Origin of the sequence: [Mycobacterium] manitobense (genome assembly GCF_025821665.1) — a bacterium.
GTDB lineage: Bacteria > Actinomycetota > Actinomycetes > Mycobacteriales > Mycobacteriaceae > Mycobacterium > Mycobacterium arseniciresistens.
On sequence record NZ_JACKSJ010000234.1, the window covers coordinates 1 to 26974 of the forward strand.

Genomic DNA, 26974 nt, shown 5'->3' on the forward strand with positions numbered 1-26974 from the left:
ACGGCGCGGCGTCGGCCCTGCACTTCGCCGAGAAGGCGCTCACGGAGATCCGGGCCGGGCGGACCAAGACCTGGGAGAAGTTCGACGTCCCCGACGAGGGCATCGGGCGCGGCGGCCAGGTCGACACCGCGGTGCCCGCGCTGCCAGTTGGGCGACGGCGCGTCGAACACCCGCACCACCGCGGGGCGCGGCCGCAGCGGCCAGTCCAGGCGTCCGGCGTCGGCATGTGCGGGCGCGGACAGGGTCAGCGCCACGACGATCAGCATCAGCCACCGCATCGGTCCAGCTCAGCGCATGACACGCCCGCTGCGCCAGGCCCCTCGCCGAAGCTGTGGATGGCCAGGTCACCGTGGCAAAAGCACCCCGTCAGACGGTGTAAACTGCTAACCGCAGCTCGCTTGCGCGGGCTGACTTCGCGTGTCTGCACAGGCCGCCCCATGGCGGTTCTACCCGGATGCCGGCGGTCCCGTCCCGAAGATCACTTCGGCCGGGTCCGGCAACCAGCGGACACCAGGGCCTGGCATCACCCCGACGCCGGGCGACAACCGACAAGTAAAGGCTGGGTACACCCATGGCCGTCGTGACCATGAAGCAGCTGCTGGACAGCGGCACCCACTTCGGGCACCAGACCCGTCGCTGGAATCCCAAGATGAAGCGGTTCATCTTCACCGACCGCAACGGCATCTACATCATCGACCTGCAGCAGACGCTGACCTACATCGACAAGGCGTACGAGTTCGTCAAGGAGACCGTCGCCCACGGTGGCTCGATCATGATGGTCGGCACCAAGAAGCAGGCGCAGGAATCGATCGCCGCAGAGGCCACCCGCGTCGGCATGCCCTATGTGAACCAGCGCTGGCTGGGCGGCATGCTCACCAACTTCTCCACCGTGCACAAGCGCCTTCAGCGGATGAAGGAGCTCGAGACCATGGAGCAGACCGGTGGCTTCGAGGGTCGCACCAAAAAAGAGATCCTGATGCTGACCCGCGAGAAGAACAAGCTCGAGCGCAGCCTCGGCGGTATCCGCGACATGGCGAAGGTGCCGTCGGCGATCTGGGTCGTCGACACCAACAAGGAGCACCTCGCGGTCGCGGAGGCGCGCAAGCTCAACATCCCGATCATCGCGATCCTCGACACCAACTGCGATCCCGACCTCGTCGACTACCCGATCCCGGGCAACGACGACGCGATCCGGTCGGCCGCGCTGCTGACCCGCGTCATCGCCGCCGCGGTCGCCGAGGGGCTGCAGGCCCGGTCCAACGTCGGCCGCACGGGTGACAAGCCCGACGCCGACGGCGCCGCCGAGCCGCTCACCGAGTGGGAGCAGGAGCTGCTGGCGTCCGCCACCGCGACCGCCACCGCGTCGCCGACGGCCGCGGGCGCCGAGCCCGGCACCCCCGAGGCCGACATCCAGACCGAACCCACCACCCCTGCGAACCCATAGGGAAGGCTGAAATGGCGAACTACACCGCTGCCGACGTCAAGCGACTTCGGGAGCTGACCGGCGCCGGCATGCTCGCGTCGAAGAACGCGCTCGTCGACGCTGACGGCGACTTCGACAAGGCCGTCGAGTTGCTGCGCATCAAGGGCGCCAAGGACGTCGGCAAGCGTGCCGAGCGGGCCACCGCCGAGGGCCTCGTCGCGGCCAAGGACGGCGCCCTGATCGAGCTGAACTCCGAGACCGACTTCGTCGCCAAGAACGCGGACTTCCAGTCGGTGGCCGACCAGATCGTCGCGGCGGCCGCCGCGGCCAAGGCCACCGACCTCGACGCGCTCAAGGCGGCCCCGGTCGGCGACACCACGGTGGAGCAGACGATCGCGGACCTCAGCGCCAAGATCGGCGAGAAGCTCGAACTGCGCCGCGTCGCGTACTTCGACGGCACCGTGGAGACCTACCTGCACAAGCGGGCCGCGGACCTGCCGCCCGGTGTCGGCGTGCTCGTCGAGTACACCGGTTCGGACAAGTCGGCCGCCCACGCGGTGGCGCTGCAGATCGCGGCGCTCAAGGCGAAGTACCTGTCCCGTGAGGACGTCCCCGAGGACATCGTCGCCAACGAGCGTCGTATCGCCGAGGAGACCGCCCGTAACGAGGGCAAGCCCGAGCAGGCGCTGGCCAAGATCGTCGAGGGCCGGGTGAACGGCTACTACAAAGACGTCGTCCTGCTCGAGCAGCCGTCGGTGTCGGACAGCAAGAAGACCGTCAAGGCGCTGCTGGACGATGCCGGTGTGACCGTGACGCGGTTCGTCCGCTTCGAGGTCGGCCAGGCCTGACGGGCCACCACAGCTGACGCGACTCACTCTCATGCGCCGGCGGTACCACTTGGTACCGTCGGCGCATGAGTCGTATCTGGGCCTTCGGCGACGACGCCCTCGGTGACCACGACGCCGTCGGCCTGGTCGACGCGCTACGGGCGGGCCAAGTGTCGGCCGCCGAACTCGTGGAGGCGGCGATCGCGCGCGCCGAGGCGGTCAATCCCCGGCTGAACGGCCTGGCCTATCGCGCCTTCGATCGCGCCCGCGAAAGGGCAAGGGCCCGAACGCCGTACGGCGGCTTCTTCGACGGTGTCCCGTCATTCCTCAAGGACAATGTGGCCGTCGCGGGCATGCCGACGATGGAGGGCACCGACGCGTGGGACCCCCGCCCGGAGAAGCTCGATGGCGACTTCGCGCGAACGTTCCTGGCCACCGGCCTCGTCCCGCTGGGCAAGACGCAGCTCTCGGAGTTCGGCTTCAGTGCCGCCGCCGAGCACCCGCGGCTCGGCCCGGTGCGCAACCCGTGGAACCCCGAGCGCACCGCAGGCGCCTCGTCGTCGGGATCCGGCGCGTTCGTGGCCGCGGGTGTGGTGCCGATCGCACACGCCAACGACGGTGGCGGCTCCATCCGGATCCCGGCCTCCTGCAACGGGCTGGTCGGACTCAAGCCGTCGCGCGGCAGGCTTCCGCTCGACCGGCAGATGCGCCAGATGCCGATCCGCATCGTCGCCAACGGTGTGCTCACCCGGTCGGTGCGCGACACCGCGGCGTTCTACCGCGAAGCCGAACGGGTGTACCGGCACCCGAAGCTGTTGCCGTTCGGCGACGTCACCGGACCGGCGCGGCAGCGGCTGCGGATCGCGGTGTGCACCCGCTCGATCGACCGCGACTCGAGCCCCGAGGTGCGTGACCTGACGCTGAAGACCGCCACGCTGCTCGAGGAGCTGGGCCACCGGGTGACGCACATCGAGAACCCACCGGTGCCAAGCACTTTCGGCGATGACTTCCTGCTGTACTGGGCGCTGCTGTCGTATGCGCTGGTGCGCGGCGGCCGCCGCGCGTTCGGCCCCAGCTTCGACCGCGACAAGCTGGACAACCTCACCCTCGGCCTGGAACTGCACGCCGCACGCAACCTGCACCGGCTGCCGCTGGCCATGGCACGGCTGTCCCGGGCCCGCCGCATCACCAACCGGCTCGCCGCCGACCATGACGTCCTGCTCACCCCGACGCTGGCACAGGTCACGCCGCGGATCGGGCATCTCGACCCGACCGCGGACTATCAGCAGATCATCGACCGGCTGATGGACTGGGTAGCGTTCACGCCGCTGCAGAACGTCACCGGTGATCCGGCGATCTCGCTGCCGCTGGCCGAGTCGTCGGACGGCTTGCCGGTCGGGATGATGCTGTCGGCCACTCTCGGCCAGGAGGCCCGGCTGCTCGGGCTGGCCTACGAACTCGAGCAGGCCCGGCCCTGGGCGCGGATCCAGGACGTCTAGAGCCGGCGGCAGACCTCGGCGCAGGCCCGGGCCAACGACTGCGGCCCGGTGCGCAACGCCTCGTCGAGCGGTGTGCCCGGGGCGGTGATCCCGACGATCTCGTCCACCCCGTGATCGAGCAGCACGCCCGCGTCGTCGCCGACGCGGCCGGCGAAGATCACCACCCTCGCCCCGGCGCGCGCGGCCACCTGCGCGACGCCGAACGGCGTCTTGCCGAGCATCGTCTGCGCGTCGACGCCGCCCTCACCGGTGAACACCCAGTCGGCGCCGGTCAGCGCCGCTTCGAGGCCGACGGTCTCGGCGATCACCTCCACCCCGGGCCGGGTCTCGGCGCCGAGGAACTGCAGCAGGGCGAAGCCCAGGCCGCCCGCCGCGCCGGCGCCCGGCGTGTCGACGTGCGTCGCGCCGACCACCTCGGAGAACCGTGCCAGCGCCGACTCCAGCCGCTCGACGTCGGCCGGCCCGGCGCCCTTCTGCGGCCCGAACACCGCGCTCGCACCGCCCGGGCCCAGCAGCGGCGCGGTGACGTCGCACGCCAGCCGGAACTGTGCGTCGGCCAGGCGTGGGTCCAGTCCGGTCACATCGACCCGGTCGAGGCGCTCGAGTGCGGCGCCACCCGGTGGCAGGGGAGCGCCTTCGGCGTCGAGGAGCACCGCTCCCAGGGCGGTCAGCATGCCGGCGCCCGCGTCGTTGGTGGCCGAGCCGCCGAGGCCGACCAGGAACTCGACGGCGCCGCGGTCGAGCGCCGAGGTGATCAGCTGGCCGACGCCGAACGTGCTGGCCCGCAACACGTCCCGCTCGGCGGTCGCGATGAGTTCCAGCCCGGCGGCCGCGGCCATCTCGATGACGGCCAGGCCGCGGTCGGCGACGTAGCCGTACGTGGCGGGCACCGGCCGGCCCAGTGCGTCGGCGACCTCGACGGTGACGTGGTTGCCGCCGAGGGCATCGACCACCGCGTCGACGGTGCCCTCGCCGCCGTCGGCCATCGGCACACCGACGCACTCGGCGTCGGGAAGTGCGGCCGTCACGCCGTCGCGCATCGCGGCGATCGCCTCGGCGGCGGTCATCGACTCCTTGAACGAGTCCGGTGCGAGGACGATCTTCATCGGACCGGTGTCAACGCTTCGCGACCGGACAGCACGGCGTCGACGTTGTCGGCCGCCAGGATGCCCATGGCATCGCGCGTCGCCTCGCCGGCGCTGGCGATGTGCGGGGTGAGGACGAGGTTGGGCGCGTCGAGCAGTGCGGGATCGACATGGGGTTCATTCTCGAACACATCCAGCGCGGCGCCACCCAGACGGCCCGCGTGCAGCGCTTCGACGAGTGCGCGCTCGTCGACGATGCCGCCACGCGCGGTGTTGATCAGGTAGGCCGTCGGCTTCATCGCGTCGAGTGCTGCCGCATCGATCAGGTGGTGGGTCTGCGGTGTCAGCGGCGTCAGCACGGTCACCACGTCACTCTCGGCGAGCAGCGTGGCGGTGTCGACGAACGTGACACCGTCCTCCTCGGTCCCCGGCGTGCGACTCCGGGCCACCGCAAGCACTCTCATGTCGAAGGCCTTCGCGCGGGAGGCCACGGCGCGCCCGATGCGGCCGTAGCCGAGCACACCCAGCGTGGCGCCCGCGCTGACGTCGAGGCCGACCAGCATCCGCGGCCCCCACACCCAGGGCTGCCGGGAGCGGATCAACCGGTCGCCCTCGAGCACCCGCCGGGTGGCGGCCAGGATCAGCGCGAAGGTGTGGTCCGCGGTGGCGCGGTCGAGCACGCCGGGGGTGTTGGTGACGACGACTCCGGCGTCGGCGGCCGCCGGCACGTCGATGTTGTCGTAGCCGACGGCGACGTTCGCGACGATCCGCAGGGCCGGGCCTGCGGCGGCGAACACCTCGGCGTCGATGCGCTCGGTCAGCGTGACGACGGCCGCGGCGGCGCCGGCGATCCCGGCGGTCAGCTCGGCGCGGGTGGGCGGGCCGTCGCCGCCCGCGAGGATCGGCGGCCCCAGCGCGCGCAGCCTGGCCATCGCCCGGTCGGTCAGCAAGCGGGAGACGTAGACGTGCCCGGTCATCCCCGCCGACCCTACGTGTCGGCGGGTCAGTCGGCGCCGAGGGCGGCGAGGATGCGCTTGAAGTCGCGGCGCTGCGCGTCGCTCAGGTTCGCCATCAGCCGCTGTTCGGCGGCGCGCACCCCGGTGTCGGTGCGCGACAGCGTCTCCCGGCCCGCGGCCGTCAGCTCCGCGGGCAGCGAGCGGCCCGACGCCACCGACGCCGGGCGGGTGACCAGGCCGCGGTCCTGCAGGCTGCGCACGACGGTGTTCATCGCCTGCGGGGAGACGTACATGTCGCGGGCGAGTTCGGCGTTGGAGCGGCCGGGCGACTTCGACAGCACCCGCATGCACAGGTATTGCGGGAAGGAGAGTTCGAGCTGGTCCAGCACCGTGGCGGTCACCTCGGTGCGCAGCGCGTAGGCCACCCGGTGCAGCAGGTAGCCGAGCGGCTGGTCCTCACGCGCATCCATATCAAGCATATTGACATATATCAACCATGTTGATAAACCGGGGGTATGACGAATCCTCCCGAAGAGCTGAACGTGATGTTCGAGTCGGCCTACCGCCGCGACGCCGGCGACCTGGGCGCGGGCAACCGGCCGCCCTGGAGCATCGACGAACCGCAGCCCGAGATCGCCGCCCTGATCGAGGCGGGCAGGTTCCACGGCGATGTGCTCGACGCCGGCTGCGGCGAGGCGGCCGTGTCGCTGCTCCTCGCCGAACGCGGCTTCACCACGGTCGGCCTCGACCAGTCGCCGACGGCCATCGAGCTGGCCCGCGCCGAGGCCGCCCGGCGCGGACTCGCCAACGCCACCTACGAGGTCGCCGACATCAGCTCGTTCACCGGCTACGACGGCCGGTTCGGCACGATCGTCGACTCGACGCTGTTCCACTCGATGCCGGTCGAACTGCGCGAGGGCTACCAGCAGTCGATCGTGCGCGCCGCGGCGCCGGGTGCGTCGTACTTCGTGCTGGTCTTCGACGCCTCGGGCATGCCGGCCGAGAGCCCGATCAACGCCGTCACCTCCGAGGAGCTGCGCGACGTCGTCGGTAGGTACTGGGAGATCGACGAGATCCGGCCCGCCCGCATCCACGCCAATCTGCCCGCGGAGATGCCCGTCGCCGACGTCTTCGGCGTGACCGATCTGCGCGACGAGGCCGGTGGCCGCAAGTCGATGCCTGCGTGGCTGCTGACGGCCCACCTCGGCTAGGCGCGTCGGCTATCCGGTTTCGGTGCGACGGGCCATCCCGGCGAGCATCCCGTCGGACTTGCGGGCCATCACGCGGGTGACCACCCACTCGATGACCTTCGACACCGGCCCGGCGCTGACCCGCACGGAACTGGTCACCGTCACGTCGGTCGACCCGTTGCCGGGCCGCAGCGTCCACCGGTTCGACACATCCCGCAGGATCTTGGGCAGGCCCTCGATGTCGTAGGCCAGCGCCCTCGGCGCGTCGAACTCCGTGATCGTCTCCACGAGAGTGTCGCGGCCGACCTTGACCCGGCGGCTGGTGCCGAGCGGGCCGTCGGACCCCTGGCCGAGCACGCTGGATTCGGTGACCTCGTCGGCCCAGGTGCTCAGGGCGCCGAAGTCGGCGAGGACGTCGAAGATCACCTGCGGAGGCGCAGCGATCGTCCGGCTGCGGGAGATGGATGCCACGGGGCCCATCCAACCGCAGCGGGGCGGGGATCGCCGCCGAATGCACCGCCGCGCCCGCCCGTCGACGATCGAAGCCGTACGATTTGGCAGGATCAGGGGAGCCGTCCCCCCGCGCACGTGTCGGGATGGCTTCCTCGCGCGAGCACCTCGAAGGAGTCGGATGGCGGCAACAAGCGACATCTCGACACCGCCGATCCGGCCGATGTACACCCGTGTCCTGCTCAAGCTGGGCGGTGAGATGTTCGGCGGCGGGCAGGTGGGCCTCGACCCGGACGTGGTGGCCCTGGTCGCCCGGCAGATCGCGGAGGTGGTGCGCAGCGGCGCGCAGGTCGCCGTGGTGATCGGCGGCGGCAACTTCTTCCGCGGCGCCCAGCTGCAGCAGCGCGGTATGGAGCGCACCCGCAGCGACTACATGGGCATGCTCGGCACGGTGATGAACAGCCTTGCGCTGCAGGACTTCCTGCAGAAGGAAGGCATCGACACCCGGGTGCAGACCGCGATCACCATGGGCCAGGTCGCCGAGCCCTACATCCCGCTGCGGGCCCGCAGGCACCTCGAGAAGGGGCGGGTGGTGATCTTCGGCGCGGGCATGGGGCTGCCGTACTTCTCCACCGACACCACCGCCGCCCAGCGCGCCCTCGAGATCGGCGCCGAGGTGGTGCTGATGGCCAAGGCCGTCGACGGGGTGTTCACCGCCGACCCGCGCGAGGATCCCGACGCCAAGCTCCTGACGGCGATCACCCACCGCGAGGTCATCGACCGCGGACTGCGGGTGGCCGACGCCACCGCGTTCAGCCTGTGCATGGACAACGGCATGCCGATCCTGGTGTTCAACCTGCTCACCGACGGCAATATCGCCCGGGCGGTGGCAGGTGAGAAGATCGGGACACTGGTCACCACCTGACCGGGTGTGCGTGTGACGAGCAGCGAGCGACAGAGGCGGGAGCCGGAGTGATCGACGAAACTCTCTTCGATGCCGAGGAGAAGATGGAGAAGGCCGTTTCGGTGGCGCGCGACGATCTCGCGTCGATCCGCACCGGTCGCGCCAACCCCGGCATGTTCTCGCGGATCAACATCGACTACTACGGCGCGATGACGCCCATCACCCAGCTGTCGAGCATCAACGTCCCCGAGGCCAGGCTCGTCGTCATCAAGCCCTACGAGACGAACCTGCTGCGCAACATCGAGGACGCGATCCGCAACTCCGACCTCGGGGTGAACCCGACCAACGACGGCAACGTGATCCGCATTTCGATCCCGCAGCTGACCGAGGAGCGCCGGCGCGACCTGGTCAAGCAGGCCAAGGCGAAGGGCGAGGACGCCCGGGTGTCGATCCGCAACATCCGCCGCAAGGCGATGGAGGAGCTCGGCCGGATCAAGAAGGACGGCGAGGCGGGTGAGGACGAGGTGAGCCGCGCCGAGAAGGATCTCGACAAGAGCACCCACACCTACACCAGCCAGATCGACGATCTGGTCAAACACAAAGAGGGCGAGTTGCTGGAGGTCTAGTGACCGATCAGCACCCGAGTCCCGTGACAGACACGCCCGTGGACGAACCGTCCAAGAAGAAGTCGCGGGCTGGTCGAGACCTGCCCGCCGCCATCGGTGTCGGCGTCCTGCTCGGCGGGATGGCCATCGGCGTCCTGCTGTTCGCGCCGATCGGATGGCTGCCGGTGCTGGCGCTCTTCATCCCGGTCGCCACGCACGAGGTGATCCGCAGGCTGGGCGAGGCCGGTTACGACCTTCCGGCGATCCCGCTGCTGATCGGCGGCCAGGCGATGATCTGGCTGACGTGGCCCTTCGGCACGACCGGCCTGGTCGGCGCCTACGGCGGCACGATCGTGGTGTGCATGGTGTGGCGCCTGCTCAGGCGCGGGCTGCGCACGCAGCCGGTCAACTATCTGCGTGACATCTCCGCGGCGGTGCTGCTCGCGACGTGGGTGCCGCTCTTCGCGAGTTTCAGCGCGCTGCTGATCTTCCAGGACCACGGCGGGGGACGGGTGTTCACCGTGATCCTGACGGTGGTGCTGGCCGACATCGGCGGTTACGTGGCCGGGGTGCTGTTCGGCAAGCACACCATGGCGCCGGCGATCAGCCCGAAGAAGTCGTGGGAGGGGCTGGGCGGCTCGCTGGTGTTCGGCATCACCGCGGCCGTGCTGGCGGTGACGTTCGTGCTCGACAAACCGGCCTGGGTCGGCGTGCCGCTGGGCCTGATGCTGGTGATCACCGGAGTGCTCGGCGACCTCGTCGAGTCGCAGGTCAAGCGCGACCTCGGCATCAAGGACATGGGCACGCTACTTCCTGGGCACGGCGGGATCATGGACCGCATCGACGCGATGCTCCCGTCCGCCGTCGCCGGCTGGATCGTCCTGACGCTGCTGGCCTGACCCCGAGCTGTTCAGCCAGCAGGCCGCCGCCCCGACCACCAACCCGACCGCGATGCCGATGTCCGGACGCTGACCCAGCATCAGCCACGACAGCAGACCCGCCACGGCGGGGATGACCGCGAACAGCATCGCGACCGCCGCCGCCCCGTAGTTGTTGACCGCCCGGACGAACAGCGTCATCCCCAGCACCGCGTTGAGCAGCACCACCGCGGCCACCGCGCCCGCGGCCTGCCACGGGTCGCCCACCGTCAACGGCATCACCGCCGCCAGCGCCGCGACGGGCAGCAGCGACACGCCGTTCTGCAGCGCCGCGGTGGCCCGGAAGTCGACGTCGGAGCAGAACCGCTGCTGATAGACCCCGCCGACGGCCAGCCCGAGCAACGCCACCACCAGCAGCAGCACCACCGGGTCGACGCCGCCGACCGCGACGAGCCGGCCCGCGCACGCCGCGAGCACCGCGACGATGCCGAGCGCCAGCGCCGCGACCCGCCGCCAGGTGAGCCGCTCACGCAGCACCGCCGCCGCCAGCAGCGCCGTCACCACCGGGTTCATCGACACGATCACCGCGCCGAGCACTGCGGGTGCGCCGTGCAGCAGCGCCAGATACAGGCAGATGAACTGCACGGCCTGGGTGAGCAACCCGCTGACCAGCACGTGCACCAGGGCCCGGCCGGTGGGCCACGTCACTTTCGAGGCCCATGCCCAGCCGCCGATGATGCCGCCGGCCAGCCCGAAGCGCAGCACCAGCACCGCCATCGGCGACATCACCGAAACGGCATGGGCGCCAATCGGATAGCCGAGTGCGTAGAAGAACGTCAGCACCGTCGCCGAGCGGGCGCCCATCGTGGGCGCTGAAGTCACGGTGGCCATGAGGCCATCGTGGGGGATGGGTCGCCGCGCTCGCCATTCAATTTCCGCCACGTGCAGGTGAGATACTGACAGTTGCCCATGCCTGGATCCCTGCCCCTCGTCTTCGATGCGCCGCGCCGCGCCATGCCGCCGCGGCACCTCGCCGACCTCGACGAAGCGGGGCGTGCCGCCGCCGTCGCCGAACTGGGGCTGCCGGCATTCCGGGGGAAACAGCTGGCCAGCCAGTACTACGGCCGGCTGATCGCCGATCCGCACCAGATGACGGACCTGCCCGCCGCGGTGCGCGACGACGTCGCGGCGACACTGTTCCCCGCGTTGATCGACCCGGTGCGCGAGATCGAGTGCGACTCGGGGGAGACCCGCAAGGTGTTGTGGCGGGCGGTCGACGGGACCACCTTCGAATCGGTGCTGATGCGCTACGCCGACCGCAACACCGTGTGCATCTCGTCACAGGCCGGCTGCGGGATGGCCTGCCCGTTCTGCGCGACCGGCCAGGGTGGGCTGAAGCGCAACCTGTCGGCCGCCGAGATCCTCGAGCAGGTGCGCGCCGCGGCCGCCGAACTGCGGGACCGCGACGGTGACGGGATCACGCCCGCCGCACGCGGCGGCCGGCTGTCCAACATCGTGTTCATGGGCATGGGCGAGCCGCTCGCCAACTACAACCGGGTGCTGGCCGCCGTGCGGCGCATCGTCGCGCCGCCGCCCAACGGGTTCGGCATCTCGGCGCGGTCGGTGACGGTGTCGACGGTGGGGCTGGCGCCCGCGATCCGCAAGCTCGCCGACGAGCGTCTCAACGTCACGCTTGCGCTGTCGCTGCACGCGCCCGACGACGAGCTGCGCGACACCCTCGTCCCGGTGAACAACCGCTGGAACGTCACCGAAGTCCTCGATGCGGCAAGGTATTACGCCGACACCACCGGCCGCCGGGTGTCGATCGAGTACGCGTTGATCCGCGACGTCAACGACCAGCCCTGGCGGGCCGACCTGCTCGGCAGGCGACTGCACGGCGCGCTGGGACCGTTGGTCCACGTCAACCTGATCCCGCTCAACCCGACGCCGGGCAGCAAGTGGGATGCCAGCCCGAAACCGGTCGAGCGCGAGTTCGTCCGCCGGGTGCGCGAACGCGGCGTGTCCTGCACCGTGCGTGACACCCGCGGCCGCGAGATCGCCGCCGCCTGCGGTCAGCTGGCCGCCGAGGGCTGAGCCCCGCCGCGAGATCGACGTGGTGCAGGGGAGACTCCGCACTTTCGCTGCGTGGCGTCAATCTGGCGGGCCGGGGCGGTTGACGAACCACACGTTGTCCTCGCGCAGGGACCGGCTGCGCCAGCCGTCGGGCGTGCGGACGAGTCGGTGGTGGTAATAGCCGCCGCACGAGGACATCTCGGTCACTCCCGGCAGCTGCATCGGGTTGTAGAACATCGCCCGGACCGTCGCGCTGTCGCCGTCGGACTCGAGGATCTCGATGTTGGTGATGTAGTGCATGCTCCACGGGATCGCCGCGAAGCCCTGGGCGAGGAAGTCGGCGACCCGGTCCCGCGGGCCCGCCGGGATGCCCATCGCCGAGTAGTCGACGACAGCGTCCTCGGTGAACACCGAGCGGTAGAGCTCCCAGTCCCTGGTGTCGACCGCCCGGGCGTACCGGTAGAGCAGCGCCTCGATCTCCCGGTGGTCGATGACCTGGTTCACGCCGGGTCGGGCATGCCGATGGTCTTGGACTCGAAGTACTCCTTGAATCCCTCGTCGCCGTTGCGCCGGCCCAGCCCGCTCTGCTTGGTGCCGCCGAAGGGGCTGGTGATGCCGAAGTGGCTCTTGCCGTTGATGGTCACGTTGCCGGTGCGCATCCGGGTGGCCACGGCGAACGCCCGGTCGACGTCGCCGCCGCTCACTTCGCCCGAGAGTCCGTAGATGGAGTTGTTGGCGATCGCGATCGCCTCGTCGTCGCTGTCGTACGGCGTGACGGTCAGCACCGGGCCGAAGATCTCCTCCTGGGCCACCTGGCTGTCCGGGTCGACGTCGGCGAGCAGGGTGGGCTGGGTGTAGTAGCCCGTCGGCAGGTTCTCCGGGATGCCGCCACCGGTGACCAGTCGGGCACCGGAGTCGATGCCGCTCTTGATCAGCCCGAGCACCTTCTGGCGCTGGCCCTCGCTGATCTGCGGGCCCTGCATGTTGCCCGGGGTCCACGGGTCGCCGACCGGGAAACCCTCCATCATCGACTTGAGGATCTCGAGTCCCTCGTCGTACCGGCTGCGCGGCAACAGGATCCGCGACGGCAGGATGCAGCTCTGGCCGCTCATCACGCACGCCATCATCGCCGCGAGCGGCAGTGCGGAGTTGAAGTCGGCGTCGTCGAGCACGATGTGGGCCGACTTGCCGCCGAGTTCGAGCAGCGTCTTCTTGACCGTCGCCGCGCCGGCCGCCAGGATCGCCCGCCCGGTGGCCGTCGAGCCGGTGAAGGTGATCATGTCGACGCGCGGATCGGCCGACAGCGCGGCACCCACCTCGTTGGCATTGGACACCACGACGTTGAACACCCCGGGCGGGATGTCGGTCTCCTCGGCGACGATGCGGCCGTACTCGCTGCCCGACCACGGCGTCAGCTGCGCGGGCTTGAGCACCACGGTGTTGCCTGCCATCAGCGCGGGCACCGTCTCGGCGATGTTGAGGTAGAACGGCACATTCCACGGGGTGATCGCGCCGACCACACCGACCGGTTCGTAGTGGATCTTGCGGCGGGCCGGGCCCATCTGTGTCTCGTGCACGCCGGTGTCGACGAGGTAGTCGAAGCCACGGCCGTGTTCGGCCCAGTGCTTGACCTCGGCGATCGGGCTCTCGATCTGTGAGCCCGACACCGTCACCGGACAGCCCACCTCGGTGATCAGGATGCGCCGCAGCCGTTCGGCGTCGCGCTCCAGCGCGGTGTGCAGCTGCATCAGGCAGTGGTAGCGGAACTCGACGTCGCGCGACCAGTCGGTCTCGTCGAACGCCCGCCGCGCCGCGGCCACCGCGCGGCCCATGTCCTCGACGGTGCCGTCGGTGGCCTGCCCGGCCACCTCCTCACTGGCCGGGTGGATCACGTCGAATGTCGCGCCGCTGCTGGTGTGTTGCAGCTCGCCGTCGATCAGCATCCGCTCGTCGCCGGCCAGCACGCCCGTCTCGCTCTGCACACTAGTCATGGCTCTAGCCTTACAAATCGCGGCGCGAGTGTCAGCCCTTTTGGGCGATCGCTCAGCGCCGGGTGTGTCGGCGCGGGTCAGTCGGCGGGCCGGATGCCGACCGCGTGGCGTAGCTGTGCGAGGAACTGGTCGCCGTCGTCGCTGCGCACGATGTAGTGCGACACCGCGACGCGGATGGCGGTGGCGGCCTTGACGCCGGCATTGGTGCCCACGAGCAGCTTCTCCAGCCGGGCCCGCATCAGGGGCACGATCCGGGACAGCTGCGCGATGACCACCTCGGGCTCGATGTCGATGAGCCGCACACCGGAGTAGGACTGCTGGTACTCGACGATGAAGCGCAGCGCCGCGTCCAGCTTCTCGGTGCCGCGCAGCCCCGCCGTGGCCCGGCTGATCCCGTTGTCGAACAGATCGCGCTCGAACCGCCCGAAGGCGTCGAGCAGTTCCTGCTTGGACGCGAACCAGCGGTACAGCGTGGGCCGCGAGACGCCGGCCTGCAGCGCCACCTCGGACAGGCTGAGCTTGGTCTGCCCGCTGCGGCCGAGCACCTCGGCGGTCGCGGCGAGGATCCGGTGCCGCGTCGACGTGTCGTCGAGGACCTGCTGGTCGGTCAGGGGTTCATTCACGTGGGCGCCTCAGGTGGTGGTGTTGCACAAATCGTAGATGGTGTAACCCGCGGTCACGGCAGCGACGCGGCACGAGTCCGGTCACAGTGCGGCCCGCAGCTCGGCGACTGTGTCCAGGTCGTCCAGCGCGGCCACCCCGCGCCGCAGCCCCTCCATCGCGATGCCCTCGGCCTGCATGCCGCCCATGCCCGCCGTGATCAACGGTGCGACATAGGCATAAAGCGCGCCCTGGCGGTACCGGTGCCATAGGTCGTCGCGGTCCCAGTCCGGGCCGCCGCCGGCCGCCAGCGCCCGACGGTAGACGTCGAGCAGGTCCCGCTCGGCGGCGCGGCGGTCCGCCGTGGTCAGGCAGGTCACCAGCGTGTACGCCAGCTCCCGGCCGGGATTGCCGCTGCGGACGGCCTGCCAGTCCAGCAGCCCGGCCTCCCCGCTGCGGAAGTAGACGTTGCCCGGGTGGGCGTCGCCGTGCATGACCGTGAGCGGGGGCCGGTCGATCAGCGCCGCCACCGCGCGGTAGTTCTCGTCGATGAAACGGCCGCGGTCGACCGGGATGTCGGTGCGCTCGGCGATCCGGCGCGCCGACGCCTTGCACAGCGCGCCGGTCAGCAGCGACGTGTGGTCACCCGATGGGGTGTAGGTCCAGCCCGGTGGCCGCCCCCAGTGCCTCGCGTGCAGCGCCGCGAGGCGTTCGACCACGAGCGCCGCCCGGTCCCGGTCGAGCGGGTGCAGGGTGTCGGGAAAGTCGCATTCGGCGGCGGGCAGGTCCTCGAGCACCAGGACGAAGCGTCCGGTGAGCGGGTCGAAGGCCGAGCCGTAGGACGTCGGCACGCCCTGCAGCCCGGGCGCCAGCCGGTCGTAGAAGCACACCTCGGTGTGGGCCAGCCGGCCCAGTTCGCCCATCAGCCGGGTGGCCGCCGTCTCGGCCGGCATCTTGACGAACACCGTTGCCGGGACACCGTTTCCGGTGAGCGCCAGACGCGCCCGCGACGACGTGCCCGCGTCCCCGCCGACGAGCCGCACCGACGTCACGGTGCCACCGATGATCGCCGACAGCGCCTCGGCCCCGAGGTCGGCCGGCCGCCGCGGCAGCGACCGCGCACCGCCGATCGCGGCATCGGTCACCACCCGCTGCACCCCGCGCCCCAGATGGGCCGCGAGACCGAGGACGGGAACCACCCGGTCGGCGAGTCGCGCCGAAACCCCTGAGGCGATGGTCACCGGGTCGATAACCTCCTAGGTTGGCCGGTAGGTCCGCACAGTTTACAAACTATCGCCGAAGTGTAAAGGCCGAATGGTCTGACGCGATTCGCGCGATTCGGAAGGGGTCACATGGCCGGTCCGCTGACAGGCGTGCGTGTCGTCGAACTCGGCGTTTGGGTGGCGGGCCCGGCGGCCGGCGCCGTCCTCGCGGAGTGGGGCGCCGACGTCGTCAAGATCGAACCCCCGGCGGGCGACCCGGCCCGGATGTTCGGCCGCATGCTGGGCATCGACGGCGACGTCAACCCGCCGTTCGAGATGGACAACCGCAACAAGCGCGGCGTCGTCCTGGACATGACGACGACCGAGGGGCGTGCGACGGCGCTCGAGTTGATCTGCGACGCGGACGTTTTCCTCACCAACGTGCGGCCGGGGGCACTGCGCCGGCTCGGCCTGGACTTCGAGACGGTGGCGGCCCGCAACGCCCGGCTGGTCTACGGGCTGATCACCGGCTACGGCGAGGCCGGACCCGACGCCGACCGGGCGGCCTACGACGTCGCGGCGTTCTGGTCGCGCGCCGGGCTCGCGCATCTGCTGACCCGCCCCGGCGACAGCCCGCCGTTCCAGCGCGGCGGGCTGGGCGACCACATGGCGGGGATGACGATGGCCGGGGCGGTGTGCGCCGCGCTGGTGGCGCGCGCGGCCCGCGGCACGGGCCAGCTGGTGACGACCTCGCTCTACCGGCAGGGCGCCTACGCGGTGAGCTTCGACCTCAACACGTTCCTGATGACCGGGCACCAGATCGCCATCGGCCAGCGCGAGACGATGGCCAACCCGTGCATGAACAACTACACCGCGGCCGACGGCAGGCGGTTCTGGGTCGTCGGCCTGCAGGGGGAGCGGCACTGGCCGGCGCTGTGCCGCGCGGTGAGCCGGCTGGGATGGCTGACCGAGGAGAGGTTCGCCACGCCACGCGCGAGGGCGCGCAACGCGACCGAACTGATCGGCCTGCTCGACGAGATCTTCGCGACCCGCCCGCTGTCGGAGTGGGCCGAGGTCTTCGCCGCCGATCCCGACTTCTTCTGGTCGCCGATCAACACCATGGAGGACGTGGTGGCCGACGAGCAGTTCCACGCGGCCGGCGGGGTGGTCTACGTGCCCGACGGCGAGTCCGCCGCCCCGATGGTCGCCACACCGGCCGACTTCCACGGCACACCGTGCGAACAACGAAGCGTCGCACCGGCGCTCGGCGAGCACACCGACGAGGTGCTCGCCGAGCTCGCAGCGCGGGCGGCGCAGGACCCGAACCCACCGGCCTGAGCCCCAGCTCGGACGAGCTTTACAAAACCTCGCGCCAGTGTCACGCTGATCACATCTGGGCGCGACGGACCGACGGTCGCGGAGTCGAGGGGAAACGGTGTGACGAACGGTGATTCAGCTGCTGGAACGGTGCCCACCCGCGAGTTCAGCCAGGTCGACATCACCTCCCAGGCGTTCTGGAGCCTGCCGTTCACCGAGCGCGACCGGTCGTTCGCGGCCTTGCGCGCCGGCGACGGGCTGACCTGGCACCGGCCGCTGCCGTCGCTGTTCCCGATGGAGGAGGACGGCTTCTGGGCGCTCACCCGGCGCGCCGACATCGTGCACGTCAGCCAGCGCCCCGAGTTGTTCACCTCCGCCCGCGGTGTGGCGCTCGACCCGATGCCCGCCGAGGTGCAGCGGATCGCCTCGTTCTTCCTGACCATGGACCCCCCGGAGCACACCGTCTACCGCCGGCTGATCAGCGCGGCGTTCACCCCGCGCAACGTCCGCAGGATCGAACAGCAGATCCACGACAACGCGGTCGCGGTGGTCGACGATCTGGTCGGGGCGGGCGAGGTCGACTTCGTCGAGGCGTGTGCGGCGCGGCTGCCGATGCTGACCATCTCCGACATGCTGGGGGTGCCGCGCGCCGATCAGCCGGCGGTGGCGAAGGCCGCGGAGAAGTTGTTCAGCATGAGCGACGACGAGTACTCGTCGCTGGAGGAGCGCGCCGCCGACACCATCAACGAGATCATGCTGCTGTCGGCCACCGGGATCGAGTTGGCGAAGTTCCGCCGCAAGAACCCCGGCGACGATTTGATGACCGACATCGTCAACGCCGAGGTCGACGGTCACCGGCTGACCGACGAGGAGGTGGGCGCGTTCCTCATCCTGCTCGCCTCGGCCGGCAACGACACCACCAAGCAGACGACCTCACACGCCATGCTGGCGCTGAGCCGTAACCCGGCTCAACGCGACTGGCTGCTGGCCGATTTCGAGAACCGCATCGGCCCTGCGGTCGAGGAGTTCGTGCGGTGGGCGTCGCCGGTGATGCAGTTCGCCCGGTTCGCGACGGCCGACACCGAGATCAACGGCGCACCCGTGGCGGCGGGCGACAAGGTCGGCCTGTTCTACTGCTCGGCCAACCGGGACGAGGCCGTGTTCGGCGATCCGCACGAGTTCGACCTGGCCCGCTCACCCAACCCGCACCTCGGCTTCGGCGGCGGCGGCCCGCACTTCTGCCTCGGCAGCAACCTCGCGCGGGTGGAGCTGCGGGTGCTGTTCCGTGAGTTGCTGAACCGGCTGGACGTCGAGTTCGGCGAGCCCGACCTGCTGCACAGCACATTCGTGCACGGCATCAAGCGGCTGCCCGCCGTGATCCGCTGAGCGCGGAGCTCAGCGCGGATCGATCCTGTCGCGCAGGCCCTTCGCCGCGACGACGGCGGCGCCCGCCGCGCGCACCCGGTTGGTGAGTGCCCGGTCCGAGGTCGCCACCAGGATGTCGCCGGGCCGGTCGTCGGCCGCGACCAGCCGGACGATCTCGTCGTCTGCGGAATTCGGCGCCGCCACCGGCGCGTGGGCGATCGTGATCACGCCGGACTCCAGCGGCGGTGACAGCGGCTTCTCGAAAACCACTGTCACATCCAGGTTCTCCGCACCAGCCCACCGTTCGAGGTCGGCGACCAGAACCGTCATCGCCCGCCGCCGGTCGCGCCACCACCCGTCCGGGCGTGAGCCGATGACGTTCATGCCGTCGACGATCCAGCGCACGGCGTCAGCCTAGGCGGCCCGGGCGTTCAGCGCGGCCGCGGCCGCACCAGCACCGACTGGGCGATGGCGCCGACGGGTCCGGTCTGGTCGAACAGGGTGCCGATCGTGGTGCCGATGCCGTCGGGCCCGTAGTCGGTCTCTGCGCGGATGCCGATCCACCGGCCTTCGGGAACGCGATGCACGTGCACCGCGAGGTCGGTGTTGAGGAACGTCCACTGCCGCGGGTCGAGCCGGGTGCCGATCCCGTTCGCGCAGTCGGCCACCGAGAACAGCCGCTGCAGGGGCGTCATCGTCTCGTCGGCGACGAGGTCGACGGTCGGCGTCAGCCACGATTCGCCCGCGCCGGCGTTCAGCGGGTCGGTCAGCCAGCGCCAGTCGAGGCTGTGCACGTAATTGCGGTCCCAGTCCTTGGCCAGGTCGCGGCTGCGGGCCCCGTCGATCGGGCGCAGCGGCGGCGCCGCGGCGTGCTGCAGCGCCGAGGTGTCGAGCCGCTGCAGCCGCCATCCGGTCGCCCGGGCGACGGGCCGCGGTGCGCCGTCGGGCCCCGGCGCGAGCATCTCGGCGGCGACGAGTTCGATCTGCCTGCCCCGCCGCTCGATCCGGGACCGCAGCCACAGGTCGCCGTCCGCGGGCACCGGGCCGAGCAGGTCGACCAGCACCCGGCTCAGCCGGGTGTCGGTGCGCTGCTCGCGCTGCTCGAGGGCACGCACCAGCAGCGCCGAGACGGGCGCGGCGTGCTGAATCGACGCCGACCAGGTGCTGCGTACGAGATCGGTCGCCGAGAACCGTTCGCCGACCGGGTCGTCGGCGTCGACGAGTTCGTAGTACGCATCAGACATGCCCGTGCACCCCCGTGCCGTGCACCCCGGCGACGTCGACGGCCACCGCGTCCACCCGCGAGTCCTTGGTTCCGGCAAGCCGTTCCGGGTAGGCGCCGGTGCTCGTCAGCAGGAACAGCACCCGGTCCTCCGGGCCGCCGAGCGCGCAGGCGATCGCGGTCCGCCCGCCGGTGTCGATCCGGTCGGTCACCCGGGCACCCTGGCTGCCGCCGTCGACGATCCGGACGAACTCGTGCGCCAGCGTCATCGACGTCCACACCCCGCCTTCGGCGTCGATCGCGAGCCCGTCGGGCGGGCCGGCCAGGTTCTCGGCGAACGGTCGTCGCTCTCCGAGTGTGCCGTCGCCGGACAGCGGGAACGCAGTCAGGCGGCGACCGGTGGACTCCGCCACGATCAGGGTGGCGCCGTCCGGAGTGATCACCATGCCGTTCGGGAAGTCGAGATCGCCGGCGACGACCGTGACGCTGTCGTCGGGATCGAGTCGCAGGATCACCCCGCCCGACCGCGCCTGTGACCCGATGTAGGCCCGGCCCGCGTCGTCGATCACCATGTCGCCCAACGCCGCAGGCGCCAGGTCGGCCGGGGTCGCCACGGTCACCACGGTGTCGCCGTCGTAGGCCAGGATCTCGCGCCGCTGGGTGGACGCGATGAGCAGCGTCCCGTCCGGCCGGAAGCCGAGACCCGACGGCGCGTGCCCGGGAACCGCCAGCGTGGTCATCGAGCCCGCCATGTCGACGGTGTGGACCGCTTCGCCGAGCATGTCGGAGAACCACAGCAATCCCTCGAACCACCGCGGCCCCTCGCCGAAGCAGAAGCCGGATGCCAGCGGTGTCACTGCGCACCTTTACAAATCACGGCACAAGTGTCACGCTCGCTGGGTGCCACTGTCAACCGTCCGCACCTGCTCGCGATGACCACCGGCGGCAGGTCATGAAGAAGTACCACAGCCACACACTGCTCTATCTGCACGAGACCATCGCACTGGGGTCGATGTGCAGCGATCGCTTCACCGAGGCCTTCAGCGCCACCTACCATCCGATGATGGCCGAGCTCGGGGCCCGGCTGTTCGCGATGTGGGAGACGACGCCCTACAACGGGCACTGGCCACAGGTCACCGTCATCTGGGAGGTCGACGCCTTCGCCGACTACTCGCGCATCGGAAAGGCACAGTCGCGCGGCGGAACCCATGAGGCGCAGGCCGCCGAGTGGGCGGCGTTCCTGGCCGGCGCAGGCGCCCACGGCGAGGGCCGGATCATGTACGCCGGCCGCAGCAACCGCACGCTGACCGAGCTCACCTCGGCGGGCTTCGGCGCGGGCCTGGTGATCCAGGAGATCATGCAGACCAAGCCCGGCCGCCAGGACGACTACATCCGCGAACTCGAACGGCTATACGTGCCGTGGTCCGAACGCACCGGCAAGCGGTGGCTGGGCTCGTTCATCACCACCTTCCGGTTCAACGAGGTCATCCACTACTGGGCGCTCGACGGCGACTGGGACTGCTTCGCCGAGCACTACCCGTCGTGGAAAGACAGCCCGCCCGCCGAGATCGTCACCTGGATGAGCGTCGCGCCCGCACTGCGCGACGGCTGGGAGGATTCCATACTGCAGGCCCTGCCGCCGTCCCCGCTGCAATGACCGCGATGGAAACACCTGTGGAGAACCGGTTCTCGTACCACCCGTTCGACCCGGCGGTGATGGCGGACCCGACGCCGTACTACCGGGTGCTGCGCGACCAGCATCCGCTGTACTACGTGGCGGACCTGGACACCTATGCGGTCTCGCGATTCGCCGACATCTGGGATGTGCTTGGCGTCAACGACGGCACGTTCGTCGCATCGGAGGGCACGCTGCCCGCCGCGGCGGTGCTGGCACAGCGCAACAGCGGGCCGGTGGCCGACCCACCGCTGCACCCGATGCTGTTCCACGCCAACTTCGACACCCCGGTCTACGACACCGTCAGGCGGTGCACCTCGGCGCCGTTCCGGCCGCGCTCGGTGCCCCGGTTCGCCGACAGGATCCGGCAACTGGCGAACGAGCGTCTCGACGAACTGCTGCCGCGCGGCCGGTTCGACCTCACCCAGGACTACGGCGGCCTGGTCGCCGCGTCGGTGGTCTGCGACGTGCTCGGGCTGCCCGTCGAGCTGGCCTCCGACGTGCTGGGCACCGTGAACGCGGGCAGCCTGGCCCAGCCGGGCAGCGGTGTCGAGGTGGCCAACGCCCGGCCGGGCTACCTGGAGTACCTCGCGCCGGTGGTGCAGCGGCGGCGGGCGGGCCTCGGTGAGGAGGTTTCGATCGTCGACAGCCTGCTAGGCCACACCCTGCCCGACGGGTCGCAGTTCACCGACATGGAGGCGGCGGTGCAGATGCTCGGCGTCTTCATCGGAGGCACGGAGACCGTCCCCAAGATCGTCGCGCACGGGTTGTGGGAACTCGGCTCGAGACCGGAGCAGATGGCGGCCGTGCGCGCCGATCCCGACGCCAACGTGCCGACGGCGCGCGAGGAGATGATCCGGTACTGCGCCCCGGCGCAGTGGTTCGCGCGCACCCTGCGCAAGCCGTTCACGCTGCACGGCACCACCATCGAGCCCGGCCAGCGGGTCATCACCCTGCTCGCCTCGGCGAAGTTCGACGAACGCGAGTACCCCGACCCCGAGGAGTTCGTGTGGGACCGCCGGGTCGAACGGCTGCTTGCATTCGGCCGCGGACAACACTTCTGCCTCGGCGTGCACCTGGCCCGGCTCGAGGTCACCATCCTGGTGCAGGAATGGTTGCGCCGGGTGCCCGACTTCCACATCGACGCCGCGCGGGCGTATCGGCCGCCGTCGAGCTTCCAATGGGGCTGGAACAGCCTGCCGGTGGAGGTGTGACGATGTGGTCCTACCGGCTCGTCGCGCCGTTCACCTTCGAACGCACCGACCGGCCCGAGCCCTCCGCGGCGGGCCTGGCCGACGGACAGGTGCTGCTGCGGTTCCTGGCCGCCGGCATCTGCGGCAGCGACCTGCCCGGGTTTCGCGGCACCCGCGGCCGACTGCCCGGCGACACCGGGGCCCACGCCGCGGAGATGGACGGCTTCCCGATCCACGAGATCGCCGGTGAGGTGATCGCCAGCCGCCATCCCCGCCACCGCGACGGTGACCGGGTGGTGGGGTGGGCATCCGGCTTCGACGGCCTGCAGCAGCTGGTGGTCGCCGACGGCGACGGGCTGGCGCCCTTCGACCAGGCGCTGAGCCCGGCGCAGGCCGTCGGGCTGCAACCACTGGCCTGCGTGCTGTACGCCGTCGAGCAGCTGCCTGCGCTGGCCGGGCGGCGGGTGGCGGTCATCGGCCAGGGCTCCATCGGGCTGCTGTTCTCCTACGTCGCCAAGGCGGCGGGCGCCGCAGAGGTGATCGGCGTCGACCCCGTCGACCGCGCCGCGCTGGCCCCGCAGTTCGGCATCGACACCGCCGTGCGCGCCACGAGCGACAGGTGGGTAGGCCACCTCGATCCCGCCGACCGGCCCGACATCGTCATCGAGGCCGTCGGCCACCAGGTGGCAACCCTCAACCATGCGGTCGAAGCCGCGGCGTTCGGCGGCACCGTCTTTTACTTCGGAGTGCCCGACGACGACAGCTACCCGATCAACATGCGGGCGATGCTGCGCAACAACCTGACGCTGAAATCCGGTGTGACACAAGACCGCCGCCGGGTGCTCGAGCGGGCAGGCCGGTTCGCCGCCGAGCACCCCGGCCTGCTGCCCCGCTACCTCACGCACACCTTCGGTGTCGACGCCGTCGCAGAGGCGTTCGAGCTCGCCTGCCGGCCCACACCCGGACGCGTCAAGATCGCGATCGCCGGATGAACGCGTTCCGGCGGGCACTGGCCGACCGGCCGGCGCTCTGGGGTGGCTGGGTCGTCGGCCCGACGATCATCGGACCCGAGGAGTTCTCCGCCGCCGGATACGACTACGTCGGATTCGACACCCAGCACGGCTATCTCGACGACGCCGACGTCGCGCTTCTGCTGCGCCGGCTCGAGCACGTACCGGTCGCCACCGCGGTCCGGGTGCCCGCCACCGACCCCGCTCCGATCGGCCGCGTGCTCGACGCCGGCGCCGACGCCGTCATCGTCGCCATGGTCGAGACGCCGGAGCAGGCGGCCGCCGCCGTCGCCGCGACCCGGTATGCGCCCGACGGGCTGCGGAGCTTCGGCCCGCTGCGCGCCGGCCTGGGCGTCGACACGGCCGCGCTGCAGGACCGCGCGAGCGTGTTCGCGATGATCGAGACCGCGGGCGGGCACGGCGCGCGCGAGGAGATCTGCGCGGTGCCCGGCCTCACCGGGATCTACGTCGGGCCCGCCGACCTGGCGATCTCGCTCGGGCATCCGGTCACCGCGGCATACCGTCACCCCGCAGTGATCGAGGCGATGGCGGACATCCGCGCCGCGGCTGCCCGCGCCGGTCTGGTCGCCGGAGTGCACGCCGGCGCGGGCACCGCGGGAAAGATGTTCGCAGAGATGGGATTCGAGATGATCACGCTGACGTCGGAATCGCAGGCCCTGCGCCGGGGCGCCGCCGCACACCTCGCCGAGGCGACCGGCGCGATCGACGCCCCGGGCGCGGCAGAGGGCGGGTACCGGTGAGCGGGTTGCGCGTGGCGCTGGTGACGGGCGCCGCCCGGGGTCAGGGTGCGGCGATCGTCCGGCGCCTGCACGCCGACGGCTTCCTGGTGGCGGCGTGCGACGTGCTCGGCGACGACGTCCGGGAGACCGCCGCGCAGTACGACGCGGGCACCGTGCTCGCGATACCGCTCGACGTCACCTCGGCGGAGGAGTGGGACGCCGCGGTCACCGAGGTGGTCGGCCGGTTCGGGGCGCTGACGACGCTGGTCAACAACGCCGGTGTGCTGCACCGCGCCGCGATCGGCGACGAGACGCCCACCGGCTTCGAGAACAGCTGGCGGGTCAACTGTCTGGGGCCGTTCCTCGGCATCCGCGCCGCGCTCGACCACCTGACGGCCGCCGACGGCGCCGCCGTGGTCAACACCTGCAGCACCGGGGCGGTGCGCGCCTTCCCGAACCACGCCGCCTACGGGTCGTCCAAGTGGGCGCTGCGCGGGCTGACGCAGGTCGCCGCGGCCGAGCTGGCGCCGGCGGGCATCCGGGTCAACGCGGTGTTCCCGGGCCCGGTGCAGACACCGATGCTCGACGACGCCACCCAGGCGCGGCTGGTGGCGCGGGCCGTGAGCGGCCGGCTGGGCCGCCCGGCGGAGATCGCCGACGCCGTGGCCTTCCTGGTGTCCGAGCAGGCGTCGTTCATCACCGGGTCCGAACTCGTGGTCGACGGCGGCCAGACACTTCAGATCGGATGAGGTCGATGAGCATGTCCGTGGGCATCATCGGCGCGGGCCCGGGCGGCCTCGCGCTGGGAATCCTGCTGCGCGAAGCCGGCTTTAGCGACTTCACCATCTTCGACCGGGAGGACGGCGTCGGCGGCACCTGGCGCATCAACACCTACCCGGGTCTGGCCTGCGACGTGAAATCGCATCTGTACTCCTACTCGTTCGACCTCAACCCGCACTGGTCGAGGCTCTGGTCGGGTCAGCCCGAGATCCTCGCCTACTTCGAGGACTGCGCCCGCCGCCACACCCTCGAGCCGCACCTGCAGCTGCAGGCCGAGATCGTCTCGGCGCGCTGGGATCCCGACCACCGGTCGTGGCGGCTGACGACAGCCGGCGGCGAGCACCACGACTTCGACGTCGTGGTCTCGGCGATCGGACTGTTCACCCAGCCGGTGATGCCGGACCTCGTCGAAGAGGAACCGTTCACCGGCACCGTCATGCACACCGCGCGCTGGGACCACTCCGTCGACCTGACCGGCCGCGACGTCGCCGTCCTCGGCACCGGATCGACCGCGGCGCAGCTCATCCCCGAGGTGGCGAAGGTGGCGCGCTCCGTCTACTCCGTGCAGCGCTCGGCGACCTGGATCCTGCCCAAGCCCGACCGGCCCTACACCGCGCGCGAGCGGTGGGCGTTCGCGCACATCCCGTTCGCGAAGCGGCTGTACCGCACCCGACTGTGGCTGCGCAGCGAGTCGAACATCGCGGTGATAGAACACGGCAGCGACAAGACCCGCGAATTCCGGGACGTCGCGACCACGGTGCTCGCGAAGACGGTGGCCGACGAGCGGTTGCGCGAGCAGCTCACACCGCAGCACCCGTTCGGCTGCAAGCGGCTGGTGTTCGCCACCGACTACCTGCAGACCCTGACCCGGCCGCACGTCCGCGTGGTGTCCAGCCCGGCGCGGGCACTGCGGGCACGGTCGCTGGTGACCGCCGACGGCACCGAACTCGACGTCGACGTCGTGGTGTGTGCGACCGGCTACGCCGCGGCCGACTACCTGGGCCAGATCGAGGTGGTGGGGGAGGGCGGCGTCGCACTGCGCGACACGTGGCGCGACGGCGCGTATGCGTATCTGGGCATGGCGGTGCCGGGGTACCCGAACTTCTTCATGCTGTACGGGCCGAACACCAATGTGGGCTCCAACAGTGTCATCTTCATGCTGGAGGCCCAGGCCCGCTACATCGTGCGGGTGCTGCGTCACCTGCGCCGCCGCCGGCGCACCTACGTCGCGGTCCGCCCGCAGGCGATGGTGGACTTCATCGCCAGGATCGACCGGTGGATGGCCGGGACGGTGTGGACCACGCGGTGCAGCAACTACTTCCGAGCCGCCAACGGCCGGGTGGTGACGCAGTGGCCACGCAGCGCGGGGGTGTTTTGGAGGCTGACGCGCCGGTTCAGGCCCGCCGACTACACCTTCGACGCGCCGGTGGGCCGGCCCGACATCGCGGTGCAGTCGCACCCGGTGGCCACCGGCTGACGGCGATGACCCCCGAACCGGACATCGCACACCGGCTCCACCCCGCGCTGCGGCACCTGGCCGGCGCCCGCACCGACCTGTCGCCCGGCGTGCTCGATGCGGTGCGGTCGTCGCTCGACGAGCGCCGCCGGACCTCGGCGGAAGCGGTCGATGCCGCGGGGGTGGACGTCGGCGAGGAGTCCGTCCCGGCCGGAGGGGGCCGGTCGATTCTGGTACGGGTGTACCGCAGTGGCGGGTCGCCGGCGCCCGCGGTGGTCTACCTGCATTCCGGTGCGTTCGTGCTCGGCAACCTCGACACCGACCACCGGCAGTGCGTCGAACTCGCACGCCGAGGGCGTTGCGCCGTGCTGTCGGTGGACTACCGGCTCGCGCCCGAGCACCCGCATCCCGCCGCGTTCTCCGACGCGACGGCGGTGCTGCGCTGGGCCGCCACAAATGCGGCGGCGCTGCACCTGGATCCGGCCCGGGTGGCGGTCGCGGGCAGCAGCGCCGGCGGTGCGCTCGCGGCGGGG

General features: G+C 70.9%; 29 protein-coding genes and 1 pseudogene. 17 read left to right on the forward strand and 13 right to left on the reverse strand.

From position 1 onward, the window contains the following. Nucleotides 1-104: 104 nt before the first annotated feature. Nucleotides 105-278: pseudogene (locus tag H7I41_RS30360) on the reverse strand (M23 family peptidase); the annotation flags it as partial. A gap of 293 nt (nt 279-571) precedes the next feature. On the opposite strand from H7I41_RS30360, the gene rpsB reads away from it, so the two are divergent. The 3 genes from rpsB to H7I41_RS25055 all read left to right on the forward strand — a co-directional run bounded on the left by rpsB (nt 572) and on the right by H7I41_RS25055 (nt 3749). Next, nucleotides 572-1444, forward strand: coding sequence for a 30S ribosomal protein S2 (gene rpsB / locus H7I41_RS25045; protein ID WP_264015333.1), 873 nt, complete (start codon nt 572-574; stop codon nt 1442-1444). 11 nt (nt 1445-1455) lie between these two features. After that, a complete protein-coding gene (gene tsf, locus H7I41_RS25050; protein WP_264015334.1) occupies nt 1456-2271 on the forward strand; it encodes a translation elongation factor Ts in 816 nt (271 codons plus the stop codon). Between the two features lie 65 nt (nt 2272-2336). Continuing rightward, entirely contained in the window at nt 2337-3749 is a 1413-nt protein-coding gene (locus H7I41_RS25055) for an amidase (protein ID WP_264015335.1), read from the forward strand. Here H7I41_RS25055 and H7I41_RS25060 read toward each other — a convergent pair. From H7I41_RS25060 to H7I41_RS25070, 3 genes are read right to left on the reverse strand one after another with little or no spacing between them, the layout of a single operon-like run. Continuing rightward, on the reverse strand, nt 3746-4855 hold the full coding sequence (locus H7I41_RS25060) for a glycerate kinase (protein WP_264015337.1): 1110 nt from the start codon (nt 4853-4855) through the stop codon (nt 3746-3748). The two genes, H7I41_RS25055 and H7I41_RS25060, sit on opposite strands and share 4 nt — an antisense overlap. Then, on the reverse strand, nt 4852-5811 hold the full coding sequence (locus H7I41_RS25065; RefSeq protein ID WP_264015338.1) for a 2-hydroxyacid dehydrogenase: 960 nt from the start codon (nt 5809-5811) through the stop codon (nt 4852-4854). Before H7I41_RS25065 ends, H7I41_RS25060 begins: the two co-directional genes overlap by 4 nt. A 26-nt stretch (nt 5812-5837) precedes the next feature. Then, entirely contained in the window at nt 5838-6260 is a 423-nt protein-coding gene (locus H7I41_RS25070) for a MarR family winged helix-turn-helix transcriptional regulator (protein WP_264015339.1), read from the reverse strand. A 45-nt stretch (nt 6261-6305) separates the two neighbouring features. Between H7I41_RS25070 and H7I41_RS25075 the strand changes: the two genes are divergently transcribed. After that, a complete protein-coding gene (locus tag H7I41_RS25075) occupies nt 6306-7001 on the forward strand; it encodes a class I SAM-dependent methyltransferase (protein ID WP_264015340.1) in 696 nt (231 codons plus the stop codon). A gap of 9 nt (nt 7002-7010) precedes the next feature. Here the strand turns inward: H7I41_RS25075 and H7I41_RS25080 are convergent, their stop codons facing one another. Further along, on the reverse strand, nt 7011-7460 hold the full coding sequence (locus H7I41_RS25080) for an SRPBCC family protein (protein ID WP_264015341.1): 450 nt from the start codon (nt 7458-7460) through the stop codon (nt 7011-7013). Between the two features lie 151 nt (nt 7461-7611). On the opposite strand from H7I41_RS25080, the gene pyrH reads away from it, so the two are divergent. The 3 genes from pyrH to H7I41_RS25095 are packed head-to-tail and all read left to right on the forward strand — an operon-like array spanning nt 7612 to nt 9838. Then, the gene (gene pyrH / locus H7I41_RS25085) at nt 7612-8355 is read left to right on the forward strand and encodes a UMP kinase (RefSeq protein ID WP_264015342.1); all 744 of its coding nucleotides are present in this window, start codon (nt 7612-7614) and stop codon (nt 8353-8355) included. Nucleotides 8356-8402: 47 nt separating this feature from the next. Continuing rightward, entirely contained in the window at nt 8403-8960 is a 558-nt protein-coding gene (gene frr, locus H7I41_RS25090; protein ID WP_264015343.1) for a ribosome recycling factor, read from the forward strand. Continuing rightward, the gene (locus H7I41_RS25095) at nt 8960-9838 is read left to right on the forward strand and encodes a phosphatidate cytidylyltransferase (RefSeq protein WP_264015344.1); all 879 of its coding nucleotides are present in this window, start codon (nt 8960-8962) and stop codon (nt 9836-9838) included. Before frr ends, H7I41_RS25095 begins: the two co-directional genes overlap by 1 nt. Here H7I41_RS25095 and H7I41_RS25100 read toward each other — a convergent pair. Then, the gene (locus H7I41_RS25100) at nt 9746-10708 is read right to left on the reverse strand and encodes a DMT family transporter (RefSeq protein WP_264015345.1); all 963 of its coding nucleotides are present in this window, start codon (nt 10706-10708) and stop codon (nt 9746-9748) included. The genes H7I41_RS25095 and H7I41_RS25100 overlap by 93 nt on opposite strands. A gap of 78 nt (nt 10709-10786) precedes the next feature. Between H7I41_RS25100 and rlmN the strand changes: the two genes are divergently transcribed. Next, a complete protein-coding gene (gene rlmN / locus H7I41_RS25105) occupies nt 10787-11911 on the forward strand; it encodes a dual-specificity RNA methyltransferase RlmN (protein ID WP_264015346.1) in 1125 nt (374 codons plus the stop codon). Between the two features lie 57 nt (nt 11912-11968). Here the strand turns inward: rlmN and H7I41_RS25110 are convergent, their stop codons facing one another. The 4 genes from H7I41_RS25110 to H7I41_RS25125 form a co-directional block, all read right to left on the reverse strand. After that, nucleotides 11969-12394, reverse strand: coding sequence for a nuclear transport factor 2 family protein (locus H7I41_RS25110; RefSeq protein ID WP_264015347.1), 426 nt, complete (start codon nt 12392-12394; stop codon nt 11969-11971). Next, nucleotides 12391-13881: an aldehyde dehydrogenase family protein gene (locus H7I41_RS25115; RefSeq protein WP_264015348.1), complete on the reverse strand. Its 1491-nt coding sequence runs from the start codon at nt 13879-13881 to the stop codon at nt 12391-12393. The genes H7I41_RS25110 and H7I41_RS25115 overlap by 4 nt, the downstream gene beginning before the upstream one ends. Before the next feature lie 77 nt (nt 13882-13958). Then, nucleotides 13959-14504: a TetR/AcrR family transcriptional regulator gene (locus H7I41_RS25120; RefSeq protein ID WP_264015349.1), complete on the reverse strand. Its 546-nt coding sequence runs from the start codon at nt 14502-14504 to the stop codon at nt 13959-13961. A gap of 81 nt (nt 14505-14585) precedes the next feature. Further along, nucleotides 14586-15722, reverse strand: coding sequence for a phosphotransferase (locus tag H7I41_RS25125; protein ID WP_264015350.1), 1137 nt, complete (start codon nt 15720-15722; stop codon nt 14586-14588). 111 nt (nt 15723-15833) lie between these two features. Between H7I41_RS25125 and H7I41_RS25130 the strand changes: the two genes are divergently transcribed. Then, nucleotides 15834-17021 carry a CaiB/BaiF CoA transferase family protein gene (locus tag H7I41_RS25130; RefSeq protein ID WP_264015351.1) on the forward strand — a complete coding sequence of 396 codons (1188 nt, stop codon included), beginning with the start codon at nt 15834-15836 and terminating at the stop codon, nt 17019-17021. Between the two features lie 129 nt (nt 17022-17150). After that, complete coding sequence (locus H7I41_RS25135; RefSeq protein ID WP_264015361.1) at nt 17151-18386, forward strand: cytochrome P450; 1236 nt, start codon at nt 17151-17153, stop codon at nt 18384-18386. A 9-nt stretch (nt 18387-18395) separates the two neighbouring features. Here H7I41_RS25135 and H7I41_RS25140 read toward each other — a convergent pair whose 3' ends face one another. Genes H7I41_RS25140 through H7I41_RS25150 form a run of 3 tightly spaced genes read right to left on the reverse strand, consistent with a single transcriptional unit; the run spans nt 18396 to nt 20444 of the window. Next, nucleotides 18396-18770, reverse strand: a complete 375-nt coding sequence (locus tag H7I41_RS25140) for an NYN domain-containing protein (protein ID WP_264015353.1) — start codon at nt 18768-18770, stop codon at nt 18396-18398. 26 nt (nt 18771-18796) lie between these two features. Continuing rightward, nucleotides 18797-19609 (reverse strand): thioesterase family protein, encoded by an 813-nt coding sequence (locus H7I41_RS25145; RefSeq protein WP_264015354.1) that lies wholly within the window; start codon nt 19607-19609, stop codon nt 18797-18799. Continuing rightward, nucleotides 19602-20444: an SMP-30/gluconolactonase/LRE family protein gene (locus H7I41_RS25150; RefSeq protein ID WP_264015355.1), complete on the reverse strand. Its 843-nt coding sequence runs from the start codon at nt 20442-20444 to the stop codon at nt 19602-19604. Before H7I41_RS25150 ends, H7I41_RS25145 begins: the two co-directional genes overlap by 8 nt. 95 nt (nt 20445-20539) lie before the next feature. Here H7I41_RS25150 and H7I41_RS25155 point away from each other — a divergent pair, with 95 nt between their 5' ends. The 7 genes from H7I41_RS25155 to H7I41_RS25185 form a co-directional block, all read left to right on the forward strand. Beyond that, a complete protein-coding gene (locus H7I41_RS25155; protein ID WP_264015356.1) occupies nt 20540-21244 on the forward strand; it encodes an NIPSNAP family protein in 705 nt (234 codons plus the stop codon). A 5-nt stretch (nt 21245-21249) separates the two neighbouring features. After that, a complete protein-coding gene (locus H7I41_RS25160; protein WP_264015357.1) occupies nt 21250-22476 on the forward strand; it encodes a cytochrome P450 in 1227 nt (408 codons plus the stop codon). A gap of 2 nt (nt 22477-22478) precedes the next feature. After that, complete coding sequence (locus tag H7I41_RS25165; protein WP_264015362.1) at nt 22479-23447, forward strand: zinc-binding dehydrogenase; 969 nt, start codon at nt 22479-22481, stop codon at nt 23445-23447. Continuing rightward, on the forward strand, nt 23444-24226 hold the full coding sequence (locus tag H7I41_RS25170) for an HpcH/HpaI aldolase family protein (protein WP_264015358.1): 783 nt from the start codon (nt 23444-23446) through the stop codon (nt 24224-24226). Before H7I41_RS25165 ends, H7I41_RS25170 begins: the two co-directional genes overlap by 4 nt. Further along, complete coding sequence (locus tag H7I41_RS25175; protein ID WP_264015359.1) at nt 24223-24954, forward strand: SDR family NAD(P)-dependent oxidoreductase; 732 nt, start codon at nt 24223-24225, stop codon at nt 24952-24954. Before H7I41_RS25170 ends, H7I41_RS25175 begins: the two co-directional genes overlap by 4 nt. Nucleotides 24955-24965: 11 nt before the next feature. Next, entirely contained in the window at nt 24966-26462 is a 1497-nt protein-coding gene (locus tag H7I41_RS25180; protein WP_264015363.1) for a flavin-containing monooxygenase, read from the forward strand. 5 nt (nt 26463-26467) lie between these two features. After that, on the forward strand, nt 26468-26974 hold a 507-nt coding region (locus H7I41_RS25185; protein ID WP_264015360.1), incomplete at its 3' end, for an alpha/beta hydrolase fold domain-containing protein.

Coding starts and splice junctions, on each gene's coding strand:
- rpsB (WP_264015333.1), top strand. CDS start 572: ATGGCCGTCGTGACCATGAAGCAGCTGCTGGACAGCGGCACCCACTTC.
- tsf (WP_264015334.1), top strand. CDS start 1,456: ATGGCGAACTACACCGCTGCCGACGTCAAGCGACTTCGGGAGCTGACC.
- H7I41_RS25055 (WP_264015335.1), top strand. CDS start 2,337: ATGAGTCGTATCTGGGCCTTCGGCGACGACGCCCTCGGTGACCACGAC.
- H7I41_RS25060 (WP_264015337.1), bottom strand. CDS start 4,855: ATGAAGATCGTCCTCGCACCGGACTCGTTCAAGGAGTCGATGACCGCC.
- H7I41_RS25065 (WP_264015338.1), bottom strand. CDS start 5,811: ATGACCGGGCACGTCTACGTCTCCCGCTTGCTGACCGACCGGGCGATG.
- H7I41_RS25070 (WP_264015339.1), bottom strand. CDS start 6,260: ATGGATGCGCGTGAGGACCAGCCGCTCGGCTACCTGCTGCACCGGGTG.
- H7I41_RS25075 (WP_264015340.1), top strand. CDS start 6,306: ATGACGAATCCTCCCGAAGAGCTGAACGTGATGTTCGAGTCGGCCTAC.
- H7I41_RS25080 (WP_264015341.1), bottom strand. CDS start 7,460: ATGGGCCCCGTGGCATCCATCTCCCGCAGCCGGACGATCGCTGCGCCT.
- pyrH (WP_264015342.1), top strand. CDS start 7,612: ATGGCGGCAACAAGCGACATCTCGACACCGCCGATCCGGCCGATGTAC.
- H7I41_RS25100 (WP_264015345.1), bottom strand. CDS start 10,708: ATGGCCACCGTGACTTCAGCGCCCACGATGGGCGCCCGCTCGGCGACG.
- rlmN (WP_264015346.1), top strand. CDS start 10,787: ATGCCTGGATCCCTGCCCCTCGTCTTCGATGCGCCGCGCCGCGCCATG.
- H7I41_RS25115 (WP_264015348.1), bottom strand. CDS start 13,881: ATGACTAGTGTGCAGAGCGAGACGGGCGTGCTGGCCGGCGACGAGCGG.
- H7I41_RS25130 (WP_264015351.1), top strand. CDS start 15,834: ATGGCCGGTCCGCTGACAGGCGTGCGTGTCGTCGAACTCGGCGTTTGG.
- H7I41_RS25145 (WP_264015354.1), bottom strand. CDS start 19,609: ATGTCTGATGCGTACTACGAACTCGTCGACGCCGACGACCCGGTCGGC.
- H7I41_RS25155 (WP_264015356.1), top strand. CDS start 20,540: ATGAAGAAGTACCACAGCCACACACTGCTCTATCTGCACGAGACCATC.
- H7I41_RS25160 (WP_264015357.1), top strand. CDS start 21,250: ATGGAAACACCTGTGGAGAACCGGTTCTCGTACCACCCGTTCGACCCG.
- H7I41_RS25165 (WP_264015362.1), top strand. CDS start 22,479: ATGTGGTCCTACCGGCTCGTCGCGCCGTTCACCTTCGAACGCACCGAC.
- H7I41_RS25170 (WP_264015358.1), top strand. CDS start 23,444: ATGAACGCGTTCCGGCGGGCACTGGCCGACCGGCCGGCGCTCTGGGGT.
- H7I41_RS25180 (WP_264015363.1), top strand. CDS start 24,966: ATGTCCGTGGGCATCATCGGCGCGGGCCCGGGCGGCCTCGCGCTGGGA.